At 64.7% G+C, this 20,715-nt stretch carries 20 protein-coding genes; 8 read left to right on the forward strand and 12 right to left on the reverse strand.

Annotated features, from left to right (window positions below; all coding sequences use genetic code 11):
- Nucleotides 1-31 precede the first annotated feature (31 nt).
- The 3 genes from G6P99_RS35120 to G6P99_RS35130 all read right to left on the reverse strand — a co-directional run bounded on the left by G6P99_RS35120 (nucleotide 32) and on the right by G6P99_RS35130 (nucleotide 3,491).
- Nucleotides 32-436, reverse strand: a complete 405-nt coding sequence (locus tag G6P99_RS35120; protein ID WP_371261140.1) for a DUF4399 domain-containing protein — start codon at nucleotides 434-436, stop codon at nucleotides 32-34.
- Nucleotides 437-494: 58 nt separating this feature from the next.
- Complete coding sequence (locus G6P99_RS35125; RefSeq protein WP_029079032.1) at nucleotides 495-2,090, reverse strand: SUMF1/EgtB/PvdO family nonheme iron enzyme; 1,596 nt, start codon at nucleotides 2,088-2,090, stop codon at nucleotides 495-497.
- Nucleotides 2,091-2,300: 210 nt separating this feature from the next.
- On the reverse strand, nucleotides 2,301-3,491 hold the full coding sequence (locus tag G6P99_RS35130) for an MFS transporter (RefSeq protein WP_029079033.1): 1,191 nt from the start codon (nucleotides 3,489-3,491) through the stop codon (nucleotides 2,301-2,303).
- A gap of 74 nt (nucleotides 3,492-3,565) precedes the next feature.
- Between G6P99_RS35130 and G6P99_RS35135 the strand changes: the two genes are divergently transcribed.
- Together G6P99_RS35135 and G6P99_RS35140 are read left to right on the forward strand one after the other, a co-directional pair.
- Complete coding sequence (locus tag G6P99_RS35135) at nucleotides 3,566-4,378, forward strand: AraC family transcriptional regulator (RefSeq protein ID WP_035976328.1); 813 nt, start codon at nucleotides 3,566-3,568, stop codon at nucleotides 4,376-4,378.
- A 158-nt stretch (nucleotides 4,379-4,536) separates the two neighbouring features.
- Entirely contained in the window at nucleotides 4,537-5,901 is a 1,365-nt protein-coding gene (locus tag G6P99_RS35140; protein WP_029079035.1) for a malonyl-CoA decarboxylase, read from the forward strand.
- A 164-nt stretch (nucleotides 5,902-6,065) separates the two neighbouring features.
- Here G6P99_RS35140 and G6P99_RS35145 read toward each other — a convergent pair whose 3' ends face one another.
- From G6P99_RS35145 to G6P99_RS35185, 9 genes are all read right to left on the reverse strand, one after another.
- Nucleotides 6,066-8,435 carry a TonB-dependent receptor gene (locus tag G6P99_RS35145; protein WP_245284547.1) on the reverse strand — a complete coding sequence of 790 codons (2,370 nt, stop codon included), beginning with the start codon at nucleotides 8,433-8,435 and terminating at the stop codon, nucleotides 6,066-6,068.
- A 313-nt stretch (nucleotides 8,436-8,748) separates the two neighbouring features.
- Nucleotides 8,749-9,810, reverse strand: coding sequence for a hypothetical protein (locus tag G6P99_RS35150; RefSeq protein WP_029079037.1), 1,062 nt, complete (start codon nucleotides 9,808-9,810; stop codon nucleotides 8,749-8,751).
- Between the two features lie 167 nt (nucleotides 9,811-9,977).
- The gene (locus tag G6P99_RS35155) at nucleotides 9,978-11,147 is read right to left on the reverse strand and encodes a mandelate racemase/muconate lactonizing enzyme family protein (RefSeq protein WP_029079038.1); all 1,170 of its coding nucleotides are present in this window, start codon (nucleotides 11,145-11,147) and stop codon (nucleotides 9,978-9,980) included.
- Nucleotides 11,148-11,285: 138 nt separating this feature from the next.
- On the reverse strand, nucleotides 11,286-11,558 hold the full coding sequence (locus G6P99_RS35160; RefSeq protein ID WP_029079039.1) for a DUF3297 family protein: 273 nt from the start codon (nucleotides 11,556-11,558) through the stop codon (nucleotides 11,286-11,288).
- Entirely contained in the window at nucleotides 11,555-12,037 is a 483-nt protein-coding gene (locus G6P99_RS35165) for a glutathione peroxidase (RefSeq protein ID WP_165125238.1), read from the reverse strand. The genes G6P99_RS35160 and G6P99_RS35165 overlap by 4 nt, the downstream gene beginning before the upstream one ends.
- A gap of 5 nt (nucleotides 12,038-12,042) precedes the next feature.
- The gene (locus G6P99_RS35170) at nucleotides 12,043-13,434 is read right to left on the reverse strand and encodes an amidase family protein (RefSeq protein WP_029079041.1); all 1,392 of its coding nucleotides are present in this window, start codon (nucleotides 13,432-13,434) and stop codon (nucleotides 12,043-12,045) included.
- Between the two features lie 72 nt (nucleotides 13,435-13,506).
- Nucleotides 13,507-14,076, reverse strand: a complete 570-nt coding sequence (locus G6P99_RS35175) for a c-type cytochrome (RefSeq protein WP_029079042.1) — start codon at nucleotides 14,074-14,076, stop codon at nucleotides 13,507-13,509.
- Between the two features lie 132 nt (nucleotides 14,077-14,208).
- Complete coding sequence (locus G6P99_RS35180) at nucleotides 14,209-15,483, reverse strand: PQQ-dependent sugar dehydrogenase (protein ID WP_205751530.1); 1,275 nt, start codon at nucleotides 15,481-15,483, stop codon at nucleotides 14,209-14,211.
- Between the two features lie 182 nt (nucleotides 15,484-15,665).
- A complete protein-coding gene (locus tag G6P99_RS35185; protein ID WP_029079044.1) occupies nucleotides 15,666-15,923 on the reverse strand; it encodes a DUF6894 family protein in 258 nt (85 codons plus the stop codon).
- Nucleotides 15,924-16,246: 323 nt separating this feature from the next.
- Here G6P99_RS35185 and pqqA point away from each other — a divergent pair, with 323 nt between their 5' ends.
- The 6 genes from pqqA to pip all read left to right on the forward strand — a co-directional run bounded on the left by pqqA (nucleotide 16,247) and on the right by pip (nucleotide 20,697).
- Nucleotides 16,247-16,327 (forward strand): pyrroloquinoline quinone precursor peptide PqqA, encoded by an 81-nt coding sequence (gene pqqA, locus G6P99_RS35190; RefSeq protein WP_035635412.1) that lies wholly within the window; start codon nucleotides 16,247-16,249, stop codon nucleotides 16,325-16,327.
- 163 nt (nucleotides 16,328-16,490) lie between these two features.
- Nucleotides 16,491-17,420, forward strand: a complete 930-nt coding sequence (gene pqqB / locus G6P99_RS35195; RefSeq protein WP_029079045.1) for a pyrroloquinoline quinone biosynthesis protein PqqB — start codon at nucleotides 16,491-16,493, stop codon at nucleotides 17,418-17,420.
- Between the two features lie 20 nt (nucleotides 17,421-17,440).
- Nucleotides 17,441-18,196: a pyrroloquinoline-quinone synthase PqqC gene (pqqC, locus tag G6P99_RS35200; RefSeq protein ID WP_029079046.1), complete on the forward strand. Its 756-nt coding sequence runs from the start codon at nucleotides 17,441-17,443 to the stop codon at nucleotides 18,194-18,196.
- Between the two features lie 11 nt (nucleotides 18,197-18,207).
- Complete coding sequence (pqqD, locus tag G6P99_RS35205) at nucleotides 18,208-18,516, forward strand: pyrroloquinoline quinone biosynthesis peptide chaperone PqqD (protein WP_029079047.1); 309 nt, start codon at nucleotides 18,208-18,210, stop codon at nucleotides 18,514-18,516.
- Nucleotides 18,513-19,733 carry a pyrroloquinoline quinone biosynthesis protein PqqE gene (gene pqqE, locus G6P99_RS35210; RefSeq protein WP_029079048.1) on the forward strand — a complete coding sequence of 407 codons (1,221 nt, stop codon included), beginning with the start codon at nucleotides 18,513-18,515 and terminating at the stop codon, nucleotides 19,731-19,733. Before pqqD ends, pqqE begins: the two co-directional genes overlap by 4 nt.
- Complete coding sequence (gene pip / locus G6P99_RS35215) at nucleotides 19,723-20,697, forward strand: prolyl aminopeptidase (RefSeq protein ID WP_029079049.1); 975 nt, start codon at nucleotides 19,723-19,725, stop codon at nucleotides 20,695-20,697. The genes pqqE and pip overlap by 11 nt, the downstream gene beginning before the upstream one ends.
- The last annotated feature ends 18 nt before the right edge of the window (nucleotides 20,698-20,715 follow it).

The following is a 20,715-nucleotide window of genomic DNA, read 5'->3' on the forward strand; positions in this document are numbered from 1 at the left end:
CCGGTCCCGCAGGGGAGCTATCCGTATCGGCCTATCTGACCCGGATGGTGATTTTATCGGAGACGACGGGCGGGCTGAATGGATAGTGCTTGGCGTCGCCCAGCACCAGCTGCAAGGTATGCTTGCCCCGCGGCAGGTCGAGCTGCGTCTCGGTCTGGCCTGCTCCGAAGTGCAGATGAGACTTGTCCGAAGGAATCGGCTCGTTCGGATTCAACGGCTCACTCACGTCGATCAGAAGATGGTGGTGGCCGCTGTTCGGATAGTCGTCGCCGGCATGGGTGACGCCCATGTTGCGCAGCCCGAAGCGACACCAGAACGGGCTCTTCACCGTCACTCCGTCGTGCGGCCAGAGGAAATACAGCTTGGTGTCCTTCCCTGCCGGCTTGTTCTGCGCGCTGGCCGGAGCCGCGAACAACGTCAGTGCCGCGGCGAGCATGATCAAGCCTGTACTTTTCATATCCCCTCCATGAAACCCCGCGATTGCAGATGATCGCTCAGGGAGACAGCGCGACCCGGAAACCGTGGGTCGGGTAGCGCACATTGGTATCGTAATTGTCGCGATTGGCCGGACGGACATAGCGCGCGTCGTTCTTCCAGGAGCCGGAGCGAAGGACATGGGAGGCGCAGTCGCCGCCGGACCACACCGCGCCGTCGACCGGCGCGCCCTGGTAGCTCCTGTGCCAGCAATCCTCCACCCATTGATCGACCCCGCCGCCCATATCGTAGAGGCCGAACGGGTTCGGCTTGAAGCTGCCGACCTTGACCGGTTGTTCGGTCGCAGCATTACCGCCGCAATCCTTGCAACCTGCGTTGCCCGATTGCATCTGGTCGCCCCACCAGTATTTCGATTGCGTTCCGCCACGCGCCGCATACTCCCATTCGGCCTCGCTCGGCAGCCGATAGGCCTTTTTGGTGCGTTCGGCGAGCCACGCTACATATTGCTTCGCGTCATTCCAGCTCACATTGGTGATCGGAACGTCGTCCTTGCCGGTGACCGTGAAGCCGCAAGCCTTGGCCTCCGCGCAGGCATTCCATTCGCGCACGGTGACCGGATATTTTCCCATGGCGAACGGCTTGACCGTCACCTTGCGGACCGGCCGCTCCGAAGGATCGTCATTGCTGCCCATCGAGAAGCTGCCGCCCTGCAGCGAGACCATTTCGGGCTCCGGCACCGACACGGCGGGACTGGCGGAGGGTGCAGCCTGAGGCAACGCCTGCTGTGTCGGCGCTGCGCTTGGGACCTGACTTGGGATTTGACTTGGGCTCTGGCTTGGGACCGGACTTGCAGATTGAGCTGGAGCCGGGCTCGGAGCCGGCTGCTGGACGGTCGGCGATGCCGCCGGCGACGGAGGTGCCTTTGCCACGTCGGCCGGCTTGCTGCGCGGTTGCGCGAGCATGTACCAGAGCACGCCGCCGGCGATGATTGCGACCGCCAATCCGAGCAGCGTGAGCAGGATGGACTCACGGCGCCGGCGCGTCCTTTGGTACGCGGCGGCGTCCGGCAGCACGCGATAAACCCGGACCGGATCGGTGATGTTCTTGACCTTGCGGTCGCCAAGCGATTCGTATCCGCAGACCATCTTGTGCTTGATCTGCTCGTAGATGCCGCCGGAGATGAAGACGTCACCCGGCGCCGCAATCCCTTCGAGACGCGACGCCACATTGACGCCGTCGCCATAGATATCGTCGGGCTCGATGATGACGTCGCCGAGGTTGACGCCGATTCGGTACTCGATCCAGTGATCTTTCGCGATCGCCGCGTTGCGGCCGATCATGTTCTGCTGGATCACGATGCTGCAACGGACGGCCTCGACCGGACTGTCGAATATCGCGATGAAGCCGTCGCCGGTGGTCTTGACCAGCTTGCCGTGGTGCTCGGCAATGGTGGGCTCGACGAGATCGCGCACGATCCGCTTGACGCGGGTATGCGTGCCTTCTTCATCGAGTTGCATCAACCGGCTGTAGCCGGCGATATCGCCGGCAACGATCGCTGCCAGGCGCCGCGGCATCGAATTGCCGGGAGTCTCGCCGGGGGGCTGTGTATTGTCGGGCTGTGACCGGCCTGACTTGAAGTCGCGAATTTCTCCCATAGCGCTCCGGCTGCTCCAAAAAATTTCGTGCTCGAGGCGCAACCGGCGCCTTCGTCCCCGAGGCTCGGTTAAACCTACCACACCTTCGGATTGGAACAAAGTTTCGCGAAGCGTGACCAAGCTCACGGACTGCCGCCAGTGGATGAGCACCCGCCGGCCAGCGGGCGGGTACTATCTCAACGGCAAACCGGCTGGCAAAACACTATTGCGTCAGCCTGCCCGCGTGGCCGGCGTCCGGATCTCGCGCGGCAGGATGATCGCGGCCGCAATCGCCAGCAGGCACAGCGCGGCAAAGGCACGCAGCATCGTGGCGAAGCCCCCCTGATCGTACAGCCAGGCCACCAGGCCGACCGAGGCGCCGGCCGCCGTGAAGCCGACGAAATAGCGCACCGCATAGGCGCGCGAGCGCCATTCCTCGGTGGTGTACTTGCCGACCATGGCATCGTTCACCGTCACCTGGCCGAACGCGCCCATCACGATGCCGATCGAGACCACGATCAGCGGCAGGTTGGACAGGTTCGCCGCGAGATAGAGGAACGGCGCCAGCATGAACGACAGCGGCAGTGCCACCGTCTTCAGCGAATGCCTGTCGAGCAGCTTGCCGATCGTGTACTGCGTCATCGCGCCGAACACATAGACCCCGGCCGCGATCACGCCGAGCAGCGCCGGGCTCCCGGTCAGGTCGGCGAGCCGTTCGGCGAACAGTTTTGGCAGCGCCACCGTCACCGCGTTGAAGGTCGTCGAGATCGCGATCACCACGATCAGGAGCGACAGCACCACGCGCCACATGTCCTGCTTGGCGACGCGCGCCTGGGCTGCGGCCTGTTTGGAGCCCTTGCGGTCCTCATGCACCACCGTCATCGCAAAGACGACGCCGATCAGCACGGTGACGGCGCCGGGCACGATGAAGGCCCAGCGCCAGCCGAGATACTGGCCGATCACGCCGGTGACCAGCGCCGACGAGGCGACGCCGAGATTGCCCCAGACACCGTTGATCCCCATCTCGGCGCCGAGCTTCTCGGCATAGGACACGATCATCGCGGTGCCGACCGGATGGTAGATCGAGGCGAAGATGCCGATCGCCAGCAACGTCGCGCCGAGCTGCAGCGGGCTCGAGACGAAGCCGACCGAGATCATCGACAGGCCGATGCCGACGAAGAAGATCAGCATCATGTGGCGGCGGCTCCAGCGGTCGCCGAGCCAGCCCGTGATCAGCGAGCCGGCACCGAAGGCGATGAAGCCCGGCGTCGCATAGGGCAGCAGTTCCGAATAGGCCATGCCGAGAGCCGGGCCCATGATGATGACGGCGGCGGCGAAGATCAGCATCGCGTAGTGATCGATAAAATGGGCGGCGTTGACGAAGGTGATCACCCGGCTCGGACTGTTGCTTGGGCTATTCATGGCACGTCTCTCACGCGATTCTTCAATTGCTCGAAAAATAGGTTATAGGTGCTTGTCCTGACGGGATGTCGCCAATGACTATCGCTGAACCGCCAATCAGAGCCCTCCACAAGGACCGGCGCATCACCGGCGACGGCGTGCACCTGGTCGCGCGCAGCTACCCAAAGGGCGTCCGGCTCGACCCGCACATGCACCGCGAGGCCCAGCTGGTCTATGCCGCCTCGGGTACCATGCAGGTGACCACGCCGAAGGGCCGCTGGCTGGTGCCGCCGGACCGCGCGGTGTGGGTTCCTGCCCTGCTGCCGCATGCGATCGATGTGCTCGCCGACATCGAGATGCGCACGCTGTATTTCGACCAGGCCTGGCTCGCACGCGAGGAGCGCAGCGACAGCCTCGACCACGAATTCGTGGTGCGGGTCTCGCCCCTTGTGCACCAGGCGATCCTAGCGCTGTTCGACACATCATGCGGACGCGAGCGCACCGACCTCTTGATCCGCCTCGTGATGCTGGAGCTGCACCAGGCCGAGGATTCCGCGACCTTCATCCCGCTGCCGCAGGAGCCGCGCTGCCGCCGCGCCGCCGATATCGTGCTCGCCGATCCGACGGGGGATCACGAGATCGACGCGCTGGCGCGCATGGTGGGCACCTCGGCGCGGACGCTATCGCGGTTGTTCTCGGTGGAGACGCAGCTCTCCTTCAAGAGCTGGTGCCAGCGCGCCCGCATCGCGGCCGCGATCGAGCGTCTGTCGACCAATGCGAATGTTTCGGTCAAGCAGGTCGCCGCCGACCTCGGCTATGCCAGCGTGCCGGCATTCTCCCACGCGTTCCGCCAGGTCACCGGCAAGACACCGACCGCGTTCGCGGAGAAAACGTGCGAGAAAACGTGAACGGGATTCGTCATCGGGAGTAGTCATGACGAATTATACCGCTGTCGGGCTGCGACATATTTCCGTACGATCCCTGCGCTTGATTGCAGTCCTCCCGACCTTAAATCCCGTGTAAGGTCCGGCTTCACTGGATGCGACCCGCTGGATACGACCTGCTCATGGCCAACGCCTTTTTCTCCGACCTGCTGTCCACGATCTCCGAACGCGGCCGCGTGCTGCTCGGCCGCGCCAGCCCGGCCGACGACAAGCAGGATCCGTCCGAGCTCTTGGAATTGTGCGAGGCGCTATTGTCCGGCCGCGGCGAAGCCTCCGGTACCGCGATGGCGCGCGAAGTGCTCGACCGCTACCACCATCTCGATACCCCCGGGCGGCTGTCGTTCTTCCAGACGCTGGCGCGCGATTTCGGGCCCGATCACGCCAGGCTGGCGCAGGCGATCGAAAGCTGGCGCGCCAAGGTGAACGACACGGCCAATGGCGACGACGCCAGCGATTTGCATTTCGCCTCCGAGCCGCGCCGCCAGGAATTGATCCGCCGGCTCAATCGCGCGCCGGGCGGCACCGCCGAGCTGGTGTCGATGCGATCCGATCTGCTTTCATTGATGAAGGGCAACAAGGACCTCGCCGCGCTCGATCGCGACGTGTCGCATTTGCTCTCATCCTGGTTCAACAGGGGATTTCTGGTGCTGCGCAGGATAGACTGGTCATCGCCGGCCAATATTCTGGAGAAGATCATCCGCTATGAGGCCGTGCACGAGATCCGCGACTGGGACGATCTGCGCCGCCGCATCGATCCGGTGGACCGCCGCTGCTACGCGTTCTTCCACCCGGCGCTGACCGACGAGCCGCTGATCTTCGTCGAGGTCGCGCTGACCGAAACCATTCCGGGCGCGATCGCGCCGCTGCTGGCGGAAGAGCGCGAGCCGGTTGCGGTCGAGCGGGCCCGCACCGCGGTGTTCTATTCGATCTCCAACACCCAGCGCGGACTTGGCGGCATCTCCTTCGGCAGCTTCCTGATCAAGCAGGTGGTCGAGGAACTGCGCCGCGAATTGCCCAAGCTCGACACCTTCGTGACGCTGTCGCCGGCGCCGGGCTTCATGCAGTGGGTCAAGCAGGCCGACGACGTGCCGCTCACCGATGAGGACCGACAGCTCCTGGAAAGCCTCGGCAAGCCCGGCTGGTCCGAGAACCCCGAGTTCGCCGCGCAGCTGCGTACCGTACTGGAGCCGCTCGCCGCCTACTACTTCCTGAAGGCGCGCACGCCGAAGGGACGGCTGATCGATTCGGTCGCGCGCTTCCATCTCGGCAACGGCGCACGGCTGGAGCGGATCAACTGGCTCGGCGACCTCTCGCCCAAGGGCCTGCGCGAATCCGCCGGCGTCATGGTCAACTACCTCTACCGCCTCGACGACATCGAGAAGAACCACGAGGCCTACGCCAACAATGGCGAGGTGATCGCCTCGAGCGCGGTGAAGAAGCTGTTGAAGGGCGAAGGCCGGCGGCTGCTGGACATGCGGCTGGGCTGAGAGGGCGCTCTCTCCACGTCATTGCGAGCGGACAGTCTCAGTCGTCGTCATGCCCGGGCTTGACCCGGGCATCCACGTCTTTGGCGCCCCACGTAAGAAAGACGTGGATGGCCGGGTCAAGCCCGGCCATGACGATGCTGATAGGTTGTCGACACTCTCTGCGCCTAAAACCTCGCCCGCGCCATCAGCCGCACCGTGCGGCCCTGCCCCGGCGAGATGTTGTTGTTGCCGTCGGCGGAGGCCCAATAGCCCTTGTCAAAAATGTTCTCGACATTGAGCTGGGCGCTCCAGGTCTCGTCGATCTTGGAATAGACCGCCGCATCGAAGCGGACGAAGCTCGGCAGCCGCACGGTGTCGTCGGACGAGGCAAAGGAATCGCCGAAATAGATCACGCCGAGCGCGGCCGCCCACATCGGCGTGAACTGATACTTGTTCCACCAGGCAAACTGATTATACGGCACGAGCTGGACGCGGTTGCCGGGCACGACGGTCGCCGACGTCGCGCCGGTGATCTTCGCATCGGTATAGGCATAGGCCAGCGACGACTGCCACTGCTCGGTGACATAGCCGGTCAGGCTCGCCTCGACGCCGCGCGTCAGCGTGCTGCCGGAGGGGAAGAAGAAGCCGGGATTGTTGCCGTCGGCGATCGGCTGGTTGGTGCGGTTCAGATTATAGACCGCGGTCGAGAACAGCAGCTTCGGATTGATGTTCCACTTCATGCCGAGCTCGACATTCTCGAAGCGCTGCGGCTGCAGGATCAGCGTGCCGTCGGTCAGCGCGCTGAACTGGTCGCCCGAGGCCGGCAGATACGAGATGCTGTAGGCGGTATAGACCGACATCGAATCCATCGGCTTGATGATCAGGGCGCCTTGCGGCGACACCAGATTGTCGACGCGGCCGCGGTTGATGTTGGTGTTCATGTCGGTGGCCGACATGTCGTAGCGGTCGAACCGCGCGCCGGCGATGATCTGCACGGCGCGCGAAATCTCGATGGTGTCCCTGACATAGCCGGACTGGATGTTCAGCGCGTAACGGCTGTTCGAATCGGGCGTGGTGACGCCGTCGGTGTTGGTGCCGGTGAAGTGGTGGATGAAGGTCACCGGGCCGAAATAGGTCGGCGCGAACGGGTTCTGCACGATGGTGTTGGTGCCGTTCGGGAACACGCCGGTATTGCGGATGTCGACGCCGGTCTGACGGCCTAATTCGGTGCCGAAGCCTACGGTGTGGAACAGCGGTCCGGTCCAGGTCTTGTAGGTGAAATCGGTCTGGTTGAAGACATTGTCGCGGTTGGTGGTGTGCTGATAGGCGCCGAGATTGACCGCGGTATCCGCCGGATTGACCGCGCCGGCGAGCGCACCGCCCGTCGGATAGACGTTCTGATAGAACTTCTGGTAGTCGGCGGCGAAGGTGCCGTTGCGCACCGTCAGTCCGTTCTCGAAATTGTGCTCGATGATTGCCATGCCGGTCTGCACCGTCGCCTGCGCGGTGTTCAGCGCCGGACTGCCGAAGAAGGTCGAGAAATCGCCGTTCGGCGCAAACGGCGTGGTCGGATTGAAGCGGGTCGCGCCGCCCGGCAGGCCCTGCGAGGGATTGCCGCGATCGGCGGTGCGCTCGTCGTGGAAATACTCGTAGCTCAGCTTGATCTTGGTGTTGTCGTCGGGCTTGAGCGTCACCGTCGGATTGATGCCGTAGCGTTCCAGATGGTTGAAGTCGCGGAACGCGTCGGCGCCCTCGTAGAACACGTTGAGCCTTGCTGCGACGTTCTCGTTGATCGCCTGTCCGGCATCGAGCGTGACGCGGCGATCGCCCCATGAGCCGGTCTGCGCGGTCGCCTCATAGACGCGGTTGCCGTCGGCCTCCTTGAGCGTGCGGTTGAGCAGGCCGCCGCCGGCGCCGCGGCCGAAGGTCAGCGCGCTCGGCCCCTTCAGCACCTCGATGCTCTGGGCGTTGTACAAGTCGCGGAAATACTGCACGTCGTCGCGGAAGCCGTTGACGAAGAAATTCGCGCTGGAATCGACGCCGCGGATCACCAGCTCGTCGCGATTGCCCTCGCCCTGATGCACGGCGACGCTGGGGACGTAGCGGGTGACGTCGGTGAGGCCCTGGTAGTTCTGGTCGCGGATCTGCTCCCGGGTGATGACGTTGAGCGATTGCGGGATGTTGACGATCGCGGTGTTGGTCCTGGTCGCAACCGAGGTGCTGTTGGCGAAATAGCCCGACGTGCCGGTGCGCGCGTCCTGCGATTCCGCGAACGGCTTTGCCGTAGCCGCCGGCTCGATCCGCCGCGCGGTCTGGGTGCGGCGGCCGCGCGTGGCCGCAGTGTTGCGCGCAGTCTTCGGCGCGCTGCGGCGGCGTTGCGCCGCCGGCGGGGTGACGGTCACCGGCGGCAACGTCGAGACGCCTTGCGTCGGCGCCGACTGCGCCTGTGCAACCGAGGTTGCGAGCGGAACGCTCATAGCGAAATAGCTCGCCGTGAGCAGCGAAAGCTTCGCCAGCAACGCAGTGTGGCGGTTGGTTTGTGATCTCGATGTCATGACGTCGTCCCCAAGCAACTCTCGAAGCAACTCTCGCCTTGCACGAAGGCGATGCGCCGTCCTCTAGAGACGTGGGGCGCCATGCGTCCAGACGACGCGGCCGGGAAAATTTTTGCGCGACAACGGAATAAAATCGCGACGAAAGCGCGCAGGTGCGCCTCGCGGCGAGCGCAGCGTTGGAAAAGTCAAGGATGCAAATGGTTTCTGTCGGCTTCCGGGTTTGCGCCGGGAAACGAAGAACGGCGCTTGCGCGCCGCCCTTCTTGTAGGAATTCCAGATTGTATCGGTTCTAAAGGCGCTACGGATGCCGGCGTCACGCCGTCGCGGATCGCGGCCGCAGCCCCGCCGGCAGATGCGCGTCGATCCAGCCAGCGATCGCGCGCTCATTGCGATGGTAGAGCAGGCCGGCGGCGATCACGGCAATTCCGATCAGCGACAGCGCGAACGGAAACCACAGCGAGTCCTTGAACACGACGTCGGCCAGATGTCCGAGATAGATGCAGATGCCGAACGCGCCGAACACCGCATAGGCGCGCCGCATCAGGATCACGGCGAGCGCGATCAGGCCGACATTGAGCAGGCAGTAGACCGCCTTGCCCAGTTCGGTCGAGCCTTCAGACGCGGTAATTCCGCCCCAGAACGCCATCAGGCCGAACAGATGCAGCCAGAACGCAAAGTCGCCGTTGCGGCTGCGATAGTCGACGATCCACGCCACCGCGAGGACGGCCAATCCGAACCAGATCGACACGCGGCGCCGCGTCTCGAAGTCGGCATAATCCATGCCGCTGAACCATGGCGCCAGATCCATCGACATGAACCACAGCGCGAACGCGATGATCGCGACGATGAAGGCGAAGCGGAAGTAGCGCAGTGCGACGATGCCGGCGGCAATTGTTGCGATCTCCATGAAGAGCCAGCTGCCCTTCACCCAGATGTAGAAGTCGTGCACGGTTCCGGGCTTACCGAACTTCCCCCACCAGCCGAGCTCATCCTGGATGCCATAGACCGCGAGCGGCGCCATCGAGACCGCGATCGCGATCAACAGGCCGCCGGGAACCCGCAGATTCTTGCCGTACCAGAGGTGGTGACCAGCGACAGTGAAAGCGGTGGCGTAGGCGATCGCGCAGGCCGTCAGCGCCCGGCCGCCCATCTGGGTGAACGCCAGGGTCGAGAACAGGCCCATGGCGCCGATCACGATCAGCGCGCCGACGTACCAGAGCACATGCGCGGCATCGAATTTCGCTGCCGGGCCGGCGCCACTGTCCGCACCCTTCCCGTCGCTGCTCGCCAGGAAGGCGAGCAAGCGTTCCAGATCAGCCGCGCTGATCACCCCGGCATCGGCGGCGTCCCGGAGATTCTTCGCTGAATATGGCATGCGGCTATCCTCATGGCCGGTTCCGCGCCTCTCCCGGTGACCCGAAAGAGGCGTCTCTCCAGCATGAGTATACCGAACATGAGCAACGTTCAATATTCTCTTGAGCGTCGCTCACATTATTTTGCGAGCAGACTCAAGGATGCCGGGCCGGCCGGATTGGGCACGGGCTACGCCGCCAGCGCCTTCATCTCCGCATAGAGGTCGGATTTGCCCTCAAAACCGATGCCCGGAAGGTCGGGCATCACGATGTGGCCGTTCTCGACGCGCACGCCGTCCGGGAAACCGCCATAGGGCTGGAACAGGTCGGGATAGCTCTCATTGCCGCCAAGGCCGAGGCCGGCCGCGATGTTGAGCGACATCTGGTGGCCGCCATGCGGGATGCAGCGGCTCGGCGACCAGCCGTAGGTCTTCAGCACCGCGAGCGTGCGCTGATACTCGCACAGCCCGTAGGACAGCGCGCAGTCGAACTGCAGCCAGTCGCGGTCCGGCCGCATGCCGCCGTAGCGGATCAGGTTGCGCGCATCCTGGTGGCTGAACAGGTTCTCGCCGGTCGCCATCGGGCCGGGATAGAACTCGGCCAGCGCGGCCTGCAGCGCATAATCTAGCGGATCGCCGGCCTCCTCGTACCAGAACAGCGGATACTCGCGCAGCATCTTGGCGTAGGCGATCGCGGTCTCCAGATCGAAGCGGCCATTGGCGTCGACCGCAAGCTGCGCGTTACTGCCGATCTCCTTGAGCACCGCCTCGATCCGCTCGCGGTCCTCCGCGAGCGGCGCGCCGCCGATCTTCATCTTCACGACGTTGTAGCCGCGATCGAGATAGCCGCGCATCTCCTTGCGCAGCGCGCCGAGATCCTTGCCCGGATAGTAATAGCCGCCGGCGGCATAGACGAAGACGCGCGGATTGGCGCTCACGCCGTGGCGCTCGGCGAGCAGCCGGAACAGCGGCTTGCCGGCGATCTTCGCCACCGCGTCCCACACCGCCATGTCGATGGTGCCGACCGCGACCGAGCGCTCGCCATGGCCGCCCGGCTTCTCGTTCGACATCAGCGTCGACCAGACCTTGTCCGGATCGAGATTGCCGCGGTCGGCATCGAGCAGCGATTTCGGATCGGCCTCAAGCAGGCGGGGCGCAAAGCGCTCGCGGATCAGACCGCCCTGCCCGTAGCGGCCGTTGGAATTGAAGCCGTAGCCGACCACCCGCCTGCCGTCGCGCACCACGTCGGTGACCACGGCGACCAGGCTCGAGGTCATCTTGCTGAAATCGATATAGGCGTTGCGGATCGGCGAGGAGATCGGCTTTGTGACCTCGCGGACGTCGAGGATACGGACGGACATGATCGTGCTCTCTGAGTAAGAACTGGCGCTTCCGCCCCACCGTCATTGCGAGGAGCGAAGCGACGAAGCAATCCATTCTTCGGCTTGCGGCGCGATGGATTGCTTCGCTGCGCTCGCAATGACGGCGGAGGAAGCGCCTCAGGACTTCGCCTTGTCCCGGAAATACGGCTCGACCGGCCCGTGCACCTTGATGGTCAGCGGATTGCCGTAACGGTCCTTGGCGTTGCCGGCGGTGACCCGCACCCAGCCCTCGCTGATGCAGTACTCCTCGACATTGGTTTTCTCGGCGCCCTTGAAGCGGATGCCGACGTCACGCGACAGGATCGCCTCGTTGTAATAGGGGCTCTTTGGATCGATCGAGAGACGGTCCGGAAATTGCTCGTTGGTGGTATCGTCGTTGTTGTCGCTCATAGCAGCGCCTCGATCTCCTTCTTCAATCCTTCGGGCCGGGCGGTCGGCGCGTGCCGCGCCACGACCTTGCCGGAGCGATCGACCAGGAACTTGGTGAAGTTCCACTTGATCGAGGGTCCGAGCAGGCCCGACTTCTCACGTTTCAGGTGCTCATACAATGGATGCGCACCGGCGCCATTGACGTCGATCTTGGCGAACATCGGAAACGTCACGGAATAGTTGGTCTCGCAGAACGAGGCGATCTGCGCTGCGTCGCCCGGCTCCTGCGCACCGAACTGGTTGCACGGAAAGCCGAGCACGGCAAAGCCGCGCGGCGACAGGTCGGCGTGCAGCTCCTGCAGGCCCTTGTATTGTGGCGTGAACCCGCAGGCGCTCGCGGTGTTGACGATCAGCAGCACCTGCCCCTCGAAGCGCTGCAGCGGCACGTCGTCGCCGGACAGCGACTTGGCGGTGAAATCATAGACGCGTGACGTCGTCATTGCCGTTACCCCGCTGGATCGATCGGCGACGACGGCGTGCCGCCCGCCTCGACCGCCTCGCCCGCGGCAAGGCAGAGGTCCTCGCGGTAGCGGCCGGCCACCAGCTGCACGCCGACCGGAATCCGCCCCACGAGGCCGGTGGAGACGACGAGCCCGGGAAGCCCCATGAACGGGATCGCGATCTGCGGCAGCTGCGCATGCCACACCCGCGCGAACGAGGCCTCGTCCTTGCGGTCGAGATGGTCGGGGAACGGCAGCTCGCCGGACACCGGCATCAGCAGCACCGGATATTTGTCGAAGAAGGCAAACCATTCGCGGGTCAAGGTCGCGCGGCGGGTCAGCGCCCGCGACAGGTCGAACGGATGTACCCTGGCGCGGACGCCGCGCAGGCAGGCCAGCGCACCGGGATCGCCCTCGCGCTCGGCGAAGGCGAGCTGGGCCTCGTAACCGTCGCCGAGCCAGAGCCGGGTCTGGATCTCCGCCGCCTCACGCAACGACGGCGTGTCGGCGATCTCCTCGACGATCCAGCCGGCCTCTCGCAACCGCTTGCCGGCATCGGCCACCGCGGCGACCACTTCCGGCACCGGATTGAGACCATCGGGATTGAGGCACATCGCAACGCGCTTTTCCCGCGGCGGGCCCTCGAGGGGCACCGGCGCATACCAAGGGTCGCGATAGTCGGGCGCCGACATCGCGGCAAGCGAGATGCGCAGATCGTTGACGGTGCGCGCCAGGGGCCCCGACACCGCGCTGATCTGCGGGCCGATCGGCCGCTCCGGCAGCGCCGAATTGAAGGCCGGGATACGGCCCATGCTCGGCCGCAGGCCGTGCACGCCGCAGGCATAGGCCGGATAGCGGACCGAGCCAGCGATATCGGTGCCGTGGGCGATATGGCCGATGCCGGCCGCAACCGCCGAGCCCGCGCCGCCCGACGAGCCACCCGGGGTGATGGCTGGATCGCGCGGGTTCTTGGTGTCGCCGTGAATGAGATTGGTGGTGAACCAGCGATAGGAGACCGCGGGACAATTGGTGCGGCCGAGCAGCACCGCGCCGGCCTTGCGCAGATTGGCGACCACCGGGTTGTCGACCCTGGCGATGAGGTCGCGCTGCGCCTTCAGCCCGTTGGTGGTGGCGTAGCCCTCCTGGTCGACATTGACCTTGATGGTGATGGGCACGCCGGCGAGCGGACCGACCGCCTCGCCGCGCGCAATTGCCGCATCGATCGAAGCGGCTTGCGCCAGCACGTCGTCTGGCCGGTGATCGACCACCGCATTGATCTTCGGGTTGACCGCGTCGAGCCGGGCGAGCCCGGCCTCGGCCGCCTCCTTCGCCGATACCTTCTTTGATTTGATGAGGCCGGCGAGTTCAGCCGCCGACAGACGCCAAAGATCCTGCATGTGCAACTCCGTGTGACGCAGGCGTTTTAGCGCCGCACGGAGAACAAGGCCAGCGGCCCGCCGCCCGATGTTTCAGCGGACGTGCGCGATGTAATAGGCAAGGTCGGCGATCTGCTCCTTGGCGACCGGCTGCATCACGTCGGCCATGGTCCCATCGTAGCCGTGGCGGCTGTTGTCCTTGTATTCGGCCATGGTCTTGGCGAGGTAGTCCTCGCGCTGGTTGGCGATGCGGGGGACGTTCTCCTTGCCGGAGAAATCGGTGTTATGGCAGGCGTTGCAGCGGTTCTGCTGCACCAGCGCCTGGCCGCGCGCCATCCGCGCCGGATCGCCGGCCTCGGTGGGCGGCGTGGGCTTGGGCAGGGTGGCGATGAAATCAGAGAAGGCGCGCAGATCGTCGTCGGTCATCGACTTCGCCATCTCGTTCATCGGCTCGAAGGTGCGCAGCTTCTCGCGGAACATGAGGAGCTGGATCAGCGCATAGGGCGCCTGCTGGCCCCCGAGCGAGGGCGTGTTCTCGGTTTCCGAGGTGCCACGCTCGCCGTGGCAGGCAAAGCACGCAGCAGTGCGCTCCTGGATGGTCTCGGCATTTGCGGAGAATGCGGTGAATGCAAACAGGAGCGTGGGAATAGTCATCTTGCGCATTAGCGGCTCCTGGCACTTCAGTCATTCCGGGCTGGTGCTCAGCACCAGACCCGGAATCTCGAGATTCTCAGATGTGCAATTGCACATCATAGTTCGATGCTGCGCATCGCCCCGGAATGACGTTGGTGGTTGTTACTGGTTGGCGACCTTCTGCTTGCCGTAGCTGATGCGATAGACCGCGCCGTTCCAGTCGTCGGAGACCAGCATCGAACCGTCCTTCAGCAGCATCACGTCGACCGGGCGGCCGGCATACTTGTTGTCCTCGAGGAAGCCGGTCAGGAACGGCTCGACCGACTTCACGGTGCCGTCCTTGTTCAGCTTGACGACGACGATGTCACCGCCCTGCTTCTGCGACTTGTTCCAGGAGCCGTGGCGCGCGACGAAGATCGCGTCCTTGTAGGCCTTGGGGAACATGCTGCCGGTGTAGAAGCGCATGCCGAGTGAAGCGGTATGCGGGCCCATCAGGCCGACCGGCGCCGTGTAGTCCTTGCAGTTCTTGCCCCAGCCGAGCTCCTGGTCGATGATGTTGCCCTGCCAGCAATACGGCGCGCCGAAATCCTCGCCGGCCTTGGTGACGCGGTTGAGCTCGTCTTCCGGCACCGTCTCCGACAGCCAGTCGCGGCCGTTGTCGGTGAAGTACATCTGCTTGTTCTCGGGATTCCAGTCGAAGCCGACCGAGTTGCGCACGCCGAGCGCGTAGACCTCGGCGCCGGAGCCGTCGAGATTCATGCGGCGGATCTGGCCGTGGTCGGCGTCATGCAGCACGTTGTTGCCGGGCTGCCCGACCGGGACATAGAGCTTGCTGTCGGGACCGATGGCGATGAACTTCCAGCCATGCGCCTCGTCCTTCGGCAGCTTGTCGTAGATGACGGTCGGCTTCGGCGGGTTGTCCAGATTGTCCTCGATCTTGTCAATCTTGGAGACCTTCGAGAGCTCGGCGATGTAGAGCGTGCCGTCCTTGAAGGCGACGCCGTTCGGACGATAGAGGCCCGAGGCGATCACCTTGACCGAGCGCTTGCCGTCCTTGTTGACGATCGCATAGACCTTGTCGACCAGCCGGCTGCCGACGAACACGGTGCCCTTGTCGCCGAGCGCCAGCGAACGCGCATTGGCCATGCCCGCGGCATAGACCTCGACGTTGAAGCCGGCCGGCACCTTGAGCTTGGCGAGCGGCAGCTTGTCGGGTGCGGACGGCAGCGGCGGCGGCGCCACCGGCGCGAGCTTGGCGGCGGCCTCATTGTCCGGACGCCCGATCATGGGCGAGCCCGGCGGTAGCGGCTGCGCGGCAGGCGCCGCGCCTGCCGCCGGCGGGGTCGCCGGCTGCTGCGCCGCAGCAGAGAGCGTGAACGCCCCCAACATCGCCCCGGCAAGCAGCAGGCGGCGCGGTGCGAACGAGTGTTTTTTCATGATTGTTCTCCCCTGGGTGGAAGCCGTTGTTGATTGCGCCATTGAGGTCGATCGGCGCGGTTCGGCTTTCCGTTCATAGCCTTGGGAATTTGTCCGGACAATTGCAATCGGAAACATGCTGGCATCGGGCCAACGCATGGTTGTGACCACGCGGCCTTGTCGGCGTGCGTCGATGCCTTATCTCAGTGCCTTGTCAGGGAGCGGTCCGGGCGATCGAGAATCGCCTCGGTGAAGGGAAACTCCAGCACGATCTCGCCCTCGTCGTCGGTCACCTCGATCACCGCGCTGAGCAGTGCGCCGTCGGCGCCCTCGGTCTTGAGCAATTCGCGAATCATCGCCCGTGCCATTTCCCACGCACGATCCGGGTCGCGCAGGATTTCGCCGTCAGGGTCGGAGATCAGCTCGTCGCCGATTCGGGTGTTGAAGAAATAGCGTGGCATCGGCTGAACTCGGCTCGGTTAGTCGCTCCCGTCGCCGGAAGCTGTAGAATCGTCATCAGGACCTTCGGAGGACCGCGCGGCCCCTGTTCATTAGCCCAACATCACCATTCATCCTGTGGCGAACAACAGGAAAAAGGTCTGACGGCACGGGCTTTTGACGGGAAATGCGTGCACAAATTTGTGACTGGGCCAGTTCCGCTTGCCGCAGTGCAGCATGCCTTTGAGCAGGGCACGTTGCAAAAAATTTAAGTGGCGAACTTTTCCAACCGCAGTAGTTTAACTGCAGGGCGGAAAGTTCGTCCGGTTGCAACAAGGAGAGCCTAATGGCCTGGAAAGCACCGAAGATCGTGGAAGTGTCGGTCGGCATGGAAATCAACATGTATATGTGCGCCACCCGCAAGTAAGCGGCAGCGCCCCATACACGTCTAGCGTTTTAGCGCAGGTGGACATCCGGGCGTAACGCGCTCCCGAGCAAGGGAGTGTGTTTCAAATCCGGGGTCCACCTCGTAACGTTTCTGGGTCCAGATCAAACCTCGTCAGGGCCAAACTTTCTCCAGGGGACGGATCATGCTTCGTGTCGTCGTCCTGGGTGCCGCGGCGGGTGGCGGCGTTCCGCAGTGGAACTGTGGCTGTGCCGTCTGCAGGACGGCGCGAAGCGACCATCCGGAATTGCAGAGCACGCAAGCCTCGATCGCCGTCAGCGGCGACGGCGCGCACTGGTTCCTGGTCAACGCTTCCCCCGATCTGCGTCAGCAGCTGATCGCCACGCCGCAGTTGCATCCGAAGCCCGGCGCCTTGCGCCACAGCCCGATCGCCGGCGTCATCCTCACCAATGGCGAGATCGATGCGGTCGCGGGGCTGCTGTCGATGCGCGAGGGTTCGCCATTTGCGATCTACGCCCATGAGCGGGTGCTCGCGATCCTGCGCTCGAACAGCATCTTCAACGTGCTCAGTGAAAAGAGCGTCGCGCGACGGCCGATCGCGGTCGATCAGGGCTTCGAGCCGGCTTTGCCCGACGGATCGCCGTCGGGGCTCGAGGTGCTGCCGTTCGAGGTTCCCGGCAAGGGCGCCTGGTATCTCGAGGGCAAGGCGCACCCGGCAGGCGCCGACGGCGTCGGCGATACGCTCGGCCTGCGCATTGCGGACAAGCGCAGCGGCCAATATTTCTACTTCCTGGCCGCCTGCGCGCGGGTCACCGACGACCTGAAATCGCGGCTCAAGGGCGCGCCCCTCGTGTTCTTCGACGGCACGGTGTGGCGCGACGACGAGCTGATCGCGGCGGGGCTTGGCAACAAGACCGGCCAGGGCATGGGACATATCGCGATGTCGGGCGATCAGGGTGCGATCGCGAGCCTCGCCGCTCTCGACATCGGACGAAAAGTGTTTTTGCATATCAACAACTCCAACCCGGCGCTGCTTGGGACCTCGGCCGAGCGCAAGGCGGCCGAACAGGCGGGCTGGCAGATTCCTTCCGACGGAACGGAGATCGTGCTGTGAATGTCGTGCTGACCTCTGGAATGACCGCGCTCTCGATCGGCAAGGGCATCACGCTCGACAGCGCCGAGGCGATGGAGGCGACGCTGCGCCAGATCGGCGCGACGCGCTATCACAGCCTGCACCCGTTCCACCGCCTGCTGCACGGCGGCAAGCTGAACAAGGGCCAGGTCCAGGCCTGGGCGCTCAACCGCTATTATTACCAGAGCACGATCCCGCTGAAGGACGCGATGGTGATCTCGCGCTTCCGCGACCGCAACACACGAGTCGAGTGGCGTCACCGCATCGAGGATCATGACGGCGATCTCGGCACTGAGGGCGGCATCGAGCGCTGGCTGAAGCTGACCGAAGGCCTCGGCCTCGCCACCGCCTATGTGGAATCCACCGAAGGCATTCTGCCGGCGACGCGTTTCGCCGTGGAGGCCTATGTGCATTTCTGCCGCGACCGCACGCCGCTGGAGGCGATCGCCTCCTCGCTCACCGAATTGTTCGCGCCGAACCTGCACGAGGAGCGCATCTCGGGGATGCTGAAGCATTACGACTTCGTCAACCCCGATATCATGAGCTATTTCAGCCGCCGCCTGACCCAGGCGCCGCGCGACGCAGGCTTCGCGCTCGAATACGTCAAGCAGCATGCCAAGACGCCGGCCGAGCGCGAAGCGGTGTGCAACGCGCTGATCTTCAAGACCAACGTGCTGTGGGTGCAGCTCGACGCGCTGTATCACGCCTATGTCGACGGCCACATTCCGCCCGGCGCGTTCGTGCCGAAAGCGAGTTAGGAACGAGATCAATGGCCAGCCGCAACATCAGCGTCAGCGAGACCAGCCGGCCGAAACTGCCGCGCCACACCAAGCTGAAATTCGACGAGACGCGGCAGGTCTGGGTGATCCTGGCGCCGGAGCGTGTGCTGGCGCCGGACGAGATCGCGGTCGAGGTGCTGCATCTCTGCGACGGCGTGCGCAATGTCGCCGAGATGGTGGACCAGCTCGCGGAAAAATACGCCGCGCCACGCGAGGCGATCGCGACCGACGTGATCGCCATGCTGCAGGATCTAGCCGACAAGGGCTTTCTCACCGAAGCGCGCGAGAGCACAGCATGAGTGACACGCTCGCCGACAACAAGACGACACCATCAGGCCCGAGCGACGGGCTCGCGGTGCTGCAAGGCGCCCGCTCGGCGGCCGAGACCTACGGCATCCCGCTCGCGGTGCTGCTCGAGATCACCCACCGCTGCCCGCTGCAATGCCCCTATTGCTCGAATCCGGTCGAGCTCGACCGCGGCTCTACCGAGCTCACCACCGACGAATGGAAGAAGGTGCTGAGCGAGCTCGCCGAACTCGGCGTGCTGCAGATCCATTTCTCCGGCGGCGAGCCGACCGCGCGCAAGGACATCGTCGAGCTGGTGCAGCATGCGACCGATGTCGGGCTCTATTCCAACCTGATCACCTCGGCCGTGCTGCTGACCAGGGACAAGCTCGCGGCGCTGGCCGATGCCGGCCTCAGCCATGTGCAGATCAGTTTTCAGGGCAACGAGCCCATCGTCGCCGATCGCGTGGCCGGGCTGAAGGACGCGCACAAAAAGAAGCTCGAGGTCGCGAAATGGACGCGCGAGCTTGAACTGCCGCTCACGGTGAATGCCGTGATGCACCGGCAGAACCTGCATCAGCTCCCCGACATCATCCAGATGGCCGTCGACCTCGACGCCGACCGGCTCGAAGTCGCCAACGTCCAGTATTACGGCTGGGCGCTGAAGAACCGCGCCGCGCTGATGCCGACGGTCGCGCAGATCGAGGAGACCAGCCGCCTCGTCGAGGAGGCGCAGGCCCGCCTGAAGGGCACGCTTGCGATCGACTATGTGGTTCCGGATTACTACGCGCTGCGGCCGAAGAAATGCATGGGCGGCTGGGGCCGCCAGTTCTTCAACATCTCGCCGGCCGGCAAGGTGCTGCCGTGCCACGCCGCCGAGAGCATCACCGGGCTCGAATTCGAATCGGTGCGTTCGAATCATTCAATCGCCTGGATCTGGCAGAACTCGGAAGCCTTCAACCGCTATCGCGGCACGGGCTGGATGCCGGAGCCGTGCAAGTCTTGCGAATTCCGCGAGGTCGATTACGGCGGCTGCCGCTGCCAGGCCTTTGCCCTGACCGGCGACGCCGGCAACACCGATCCGGCCTGTGCGCTGTCGCCGCGGCACGAGGAGATCTTCAAGCAGGCCGAGCAGGAATCCGCCGGCATGCAGAATCGTTTCCTCTATCGCAATTTTGCCGGCGGCACGCTGGAGACGGACGAACGCCAGGACAAACGTGATGGCGCCTGACGCCGACGTCGGCAAGGCCGCGAGGCGCGCCGATCCGTTTGCGCCCCTGACATCGGAATGGCTCGATGTCGGCCGTGGCCACAACCTTCATGTCGAGAGCGTCGGTCGCGAAGGCGGCGTTCCCGCGGTCTATCTGCATGGCGGGCCCGGCAGCGGCTGCCAGCCCGATCATCGCCGGCTGTTCGACCCCGAGCGCTTTCACGCCGTGCTGTTCGACCAGCGCGGCTGCGGCCGCAGCCGGCCGAAGGGCAGCCGCGACCACAACACGACGCAGCATCTGATTGCGGACATGGAGAAGATCCGCGAGCGGTTCGGCTTCGCGCGCTGGATGGTGGTCGGCGGCTCCTGGGGCGCGACGCTGGCGCTGGCTTATGCCCAAGCCCATCCCGACCGCGTCAGCGGCCTGGTGCTGCGCGCGACCTTTCTCGGCACCGCCGAGGAACTGGAAGACGTTTTTCTGCGCGCCTTGCCGCGGTTCTATCCGTCCCTCCACGAGGACTTCCTCAACTTCCTGCCCGAGGGCGAACGCGTAGCGCCGCTTGCGGCCTATTATCGTCGCATCCTCGATCCCGACGCCGCGGTGCATGCGCCGGCCGCGCGCGCCTGGCACGACACCGAGCGCACGCTGTCGGAGCATGCGCCGAAGCAGACGCGGCTTGAGCTCCAGAAAACATCGGGCGCCCTGCCCTCGACGCCGTTCATGGAAGCGCACTACTTCGCCAATGACTGCTTCATGCGGCCGAACCAGCTGATGGACGACGCCGGCAAGCTCGCCGGCATTCCCGGCATCCTGGTGCAGGGCCGCTACGATCTGCTGTGCCCGCCCGCAACCTCGCACGCGCTCGCCGCGCGCTGGCCGGGCAGCGAGGTCCGCATCATCGATGGCGCCGGCCACATCCTCTACGACCCCGGCATCCGTAATGCTGTGATGAAGGCGATCGCGGATCTGGCGTCAAAAGTGTGATCGACGCCTGGAGCCGTA

The sequence above is a fragment of the Bradyrhizobium sp. 6(2017) genome, assembly GCF_011058295.2.
GTDB classification, from domain to species: domain Bacteria; phylum Pseudomonadota; class Alphaproteobacteria; order Rhizobiales; family Xanthobacteraceae; genus Bradyrhizobium; species Bradyrhizobium septentrionale.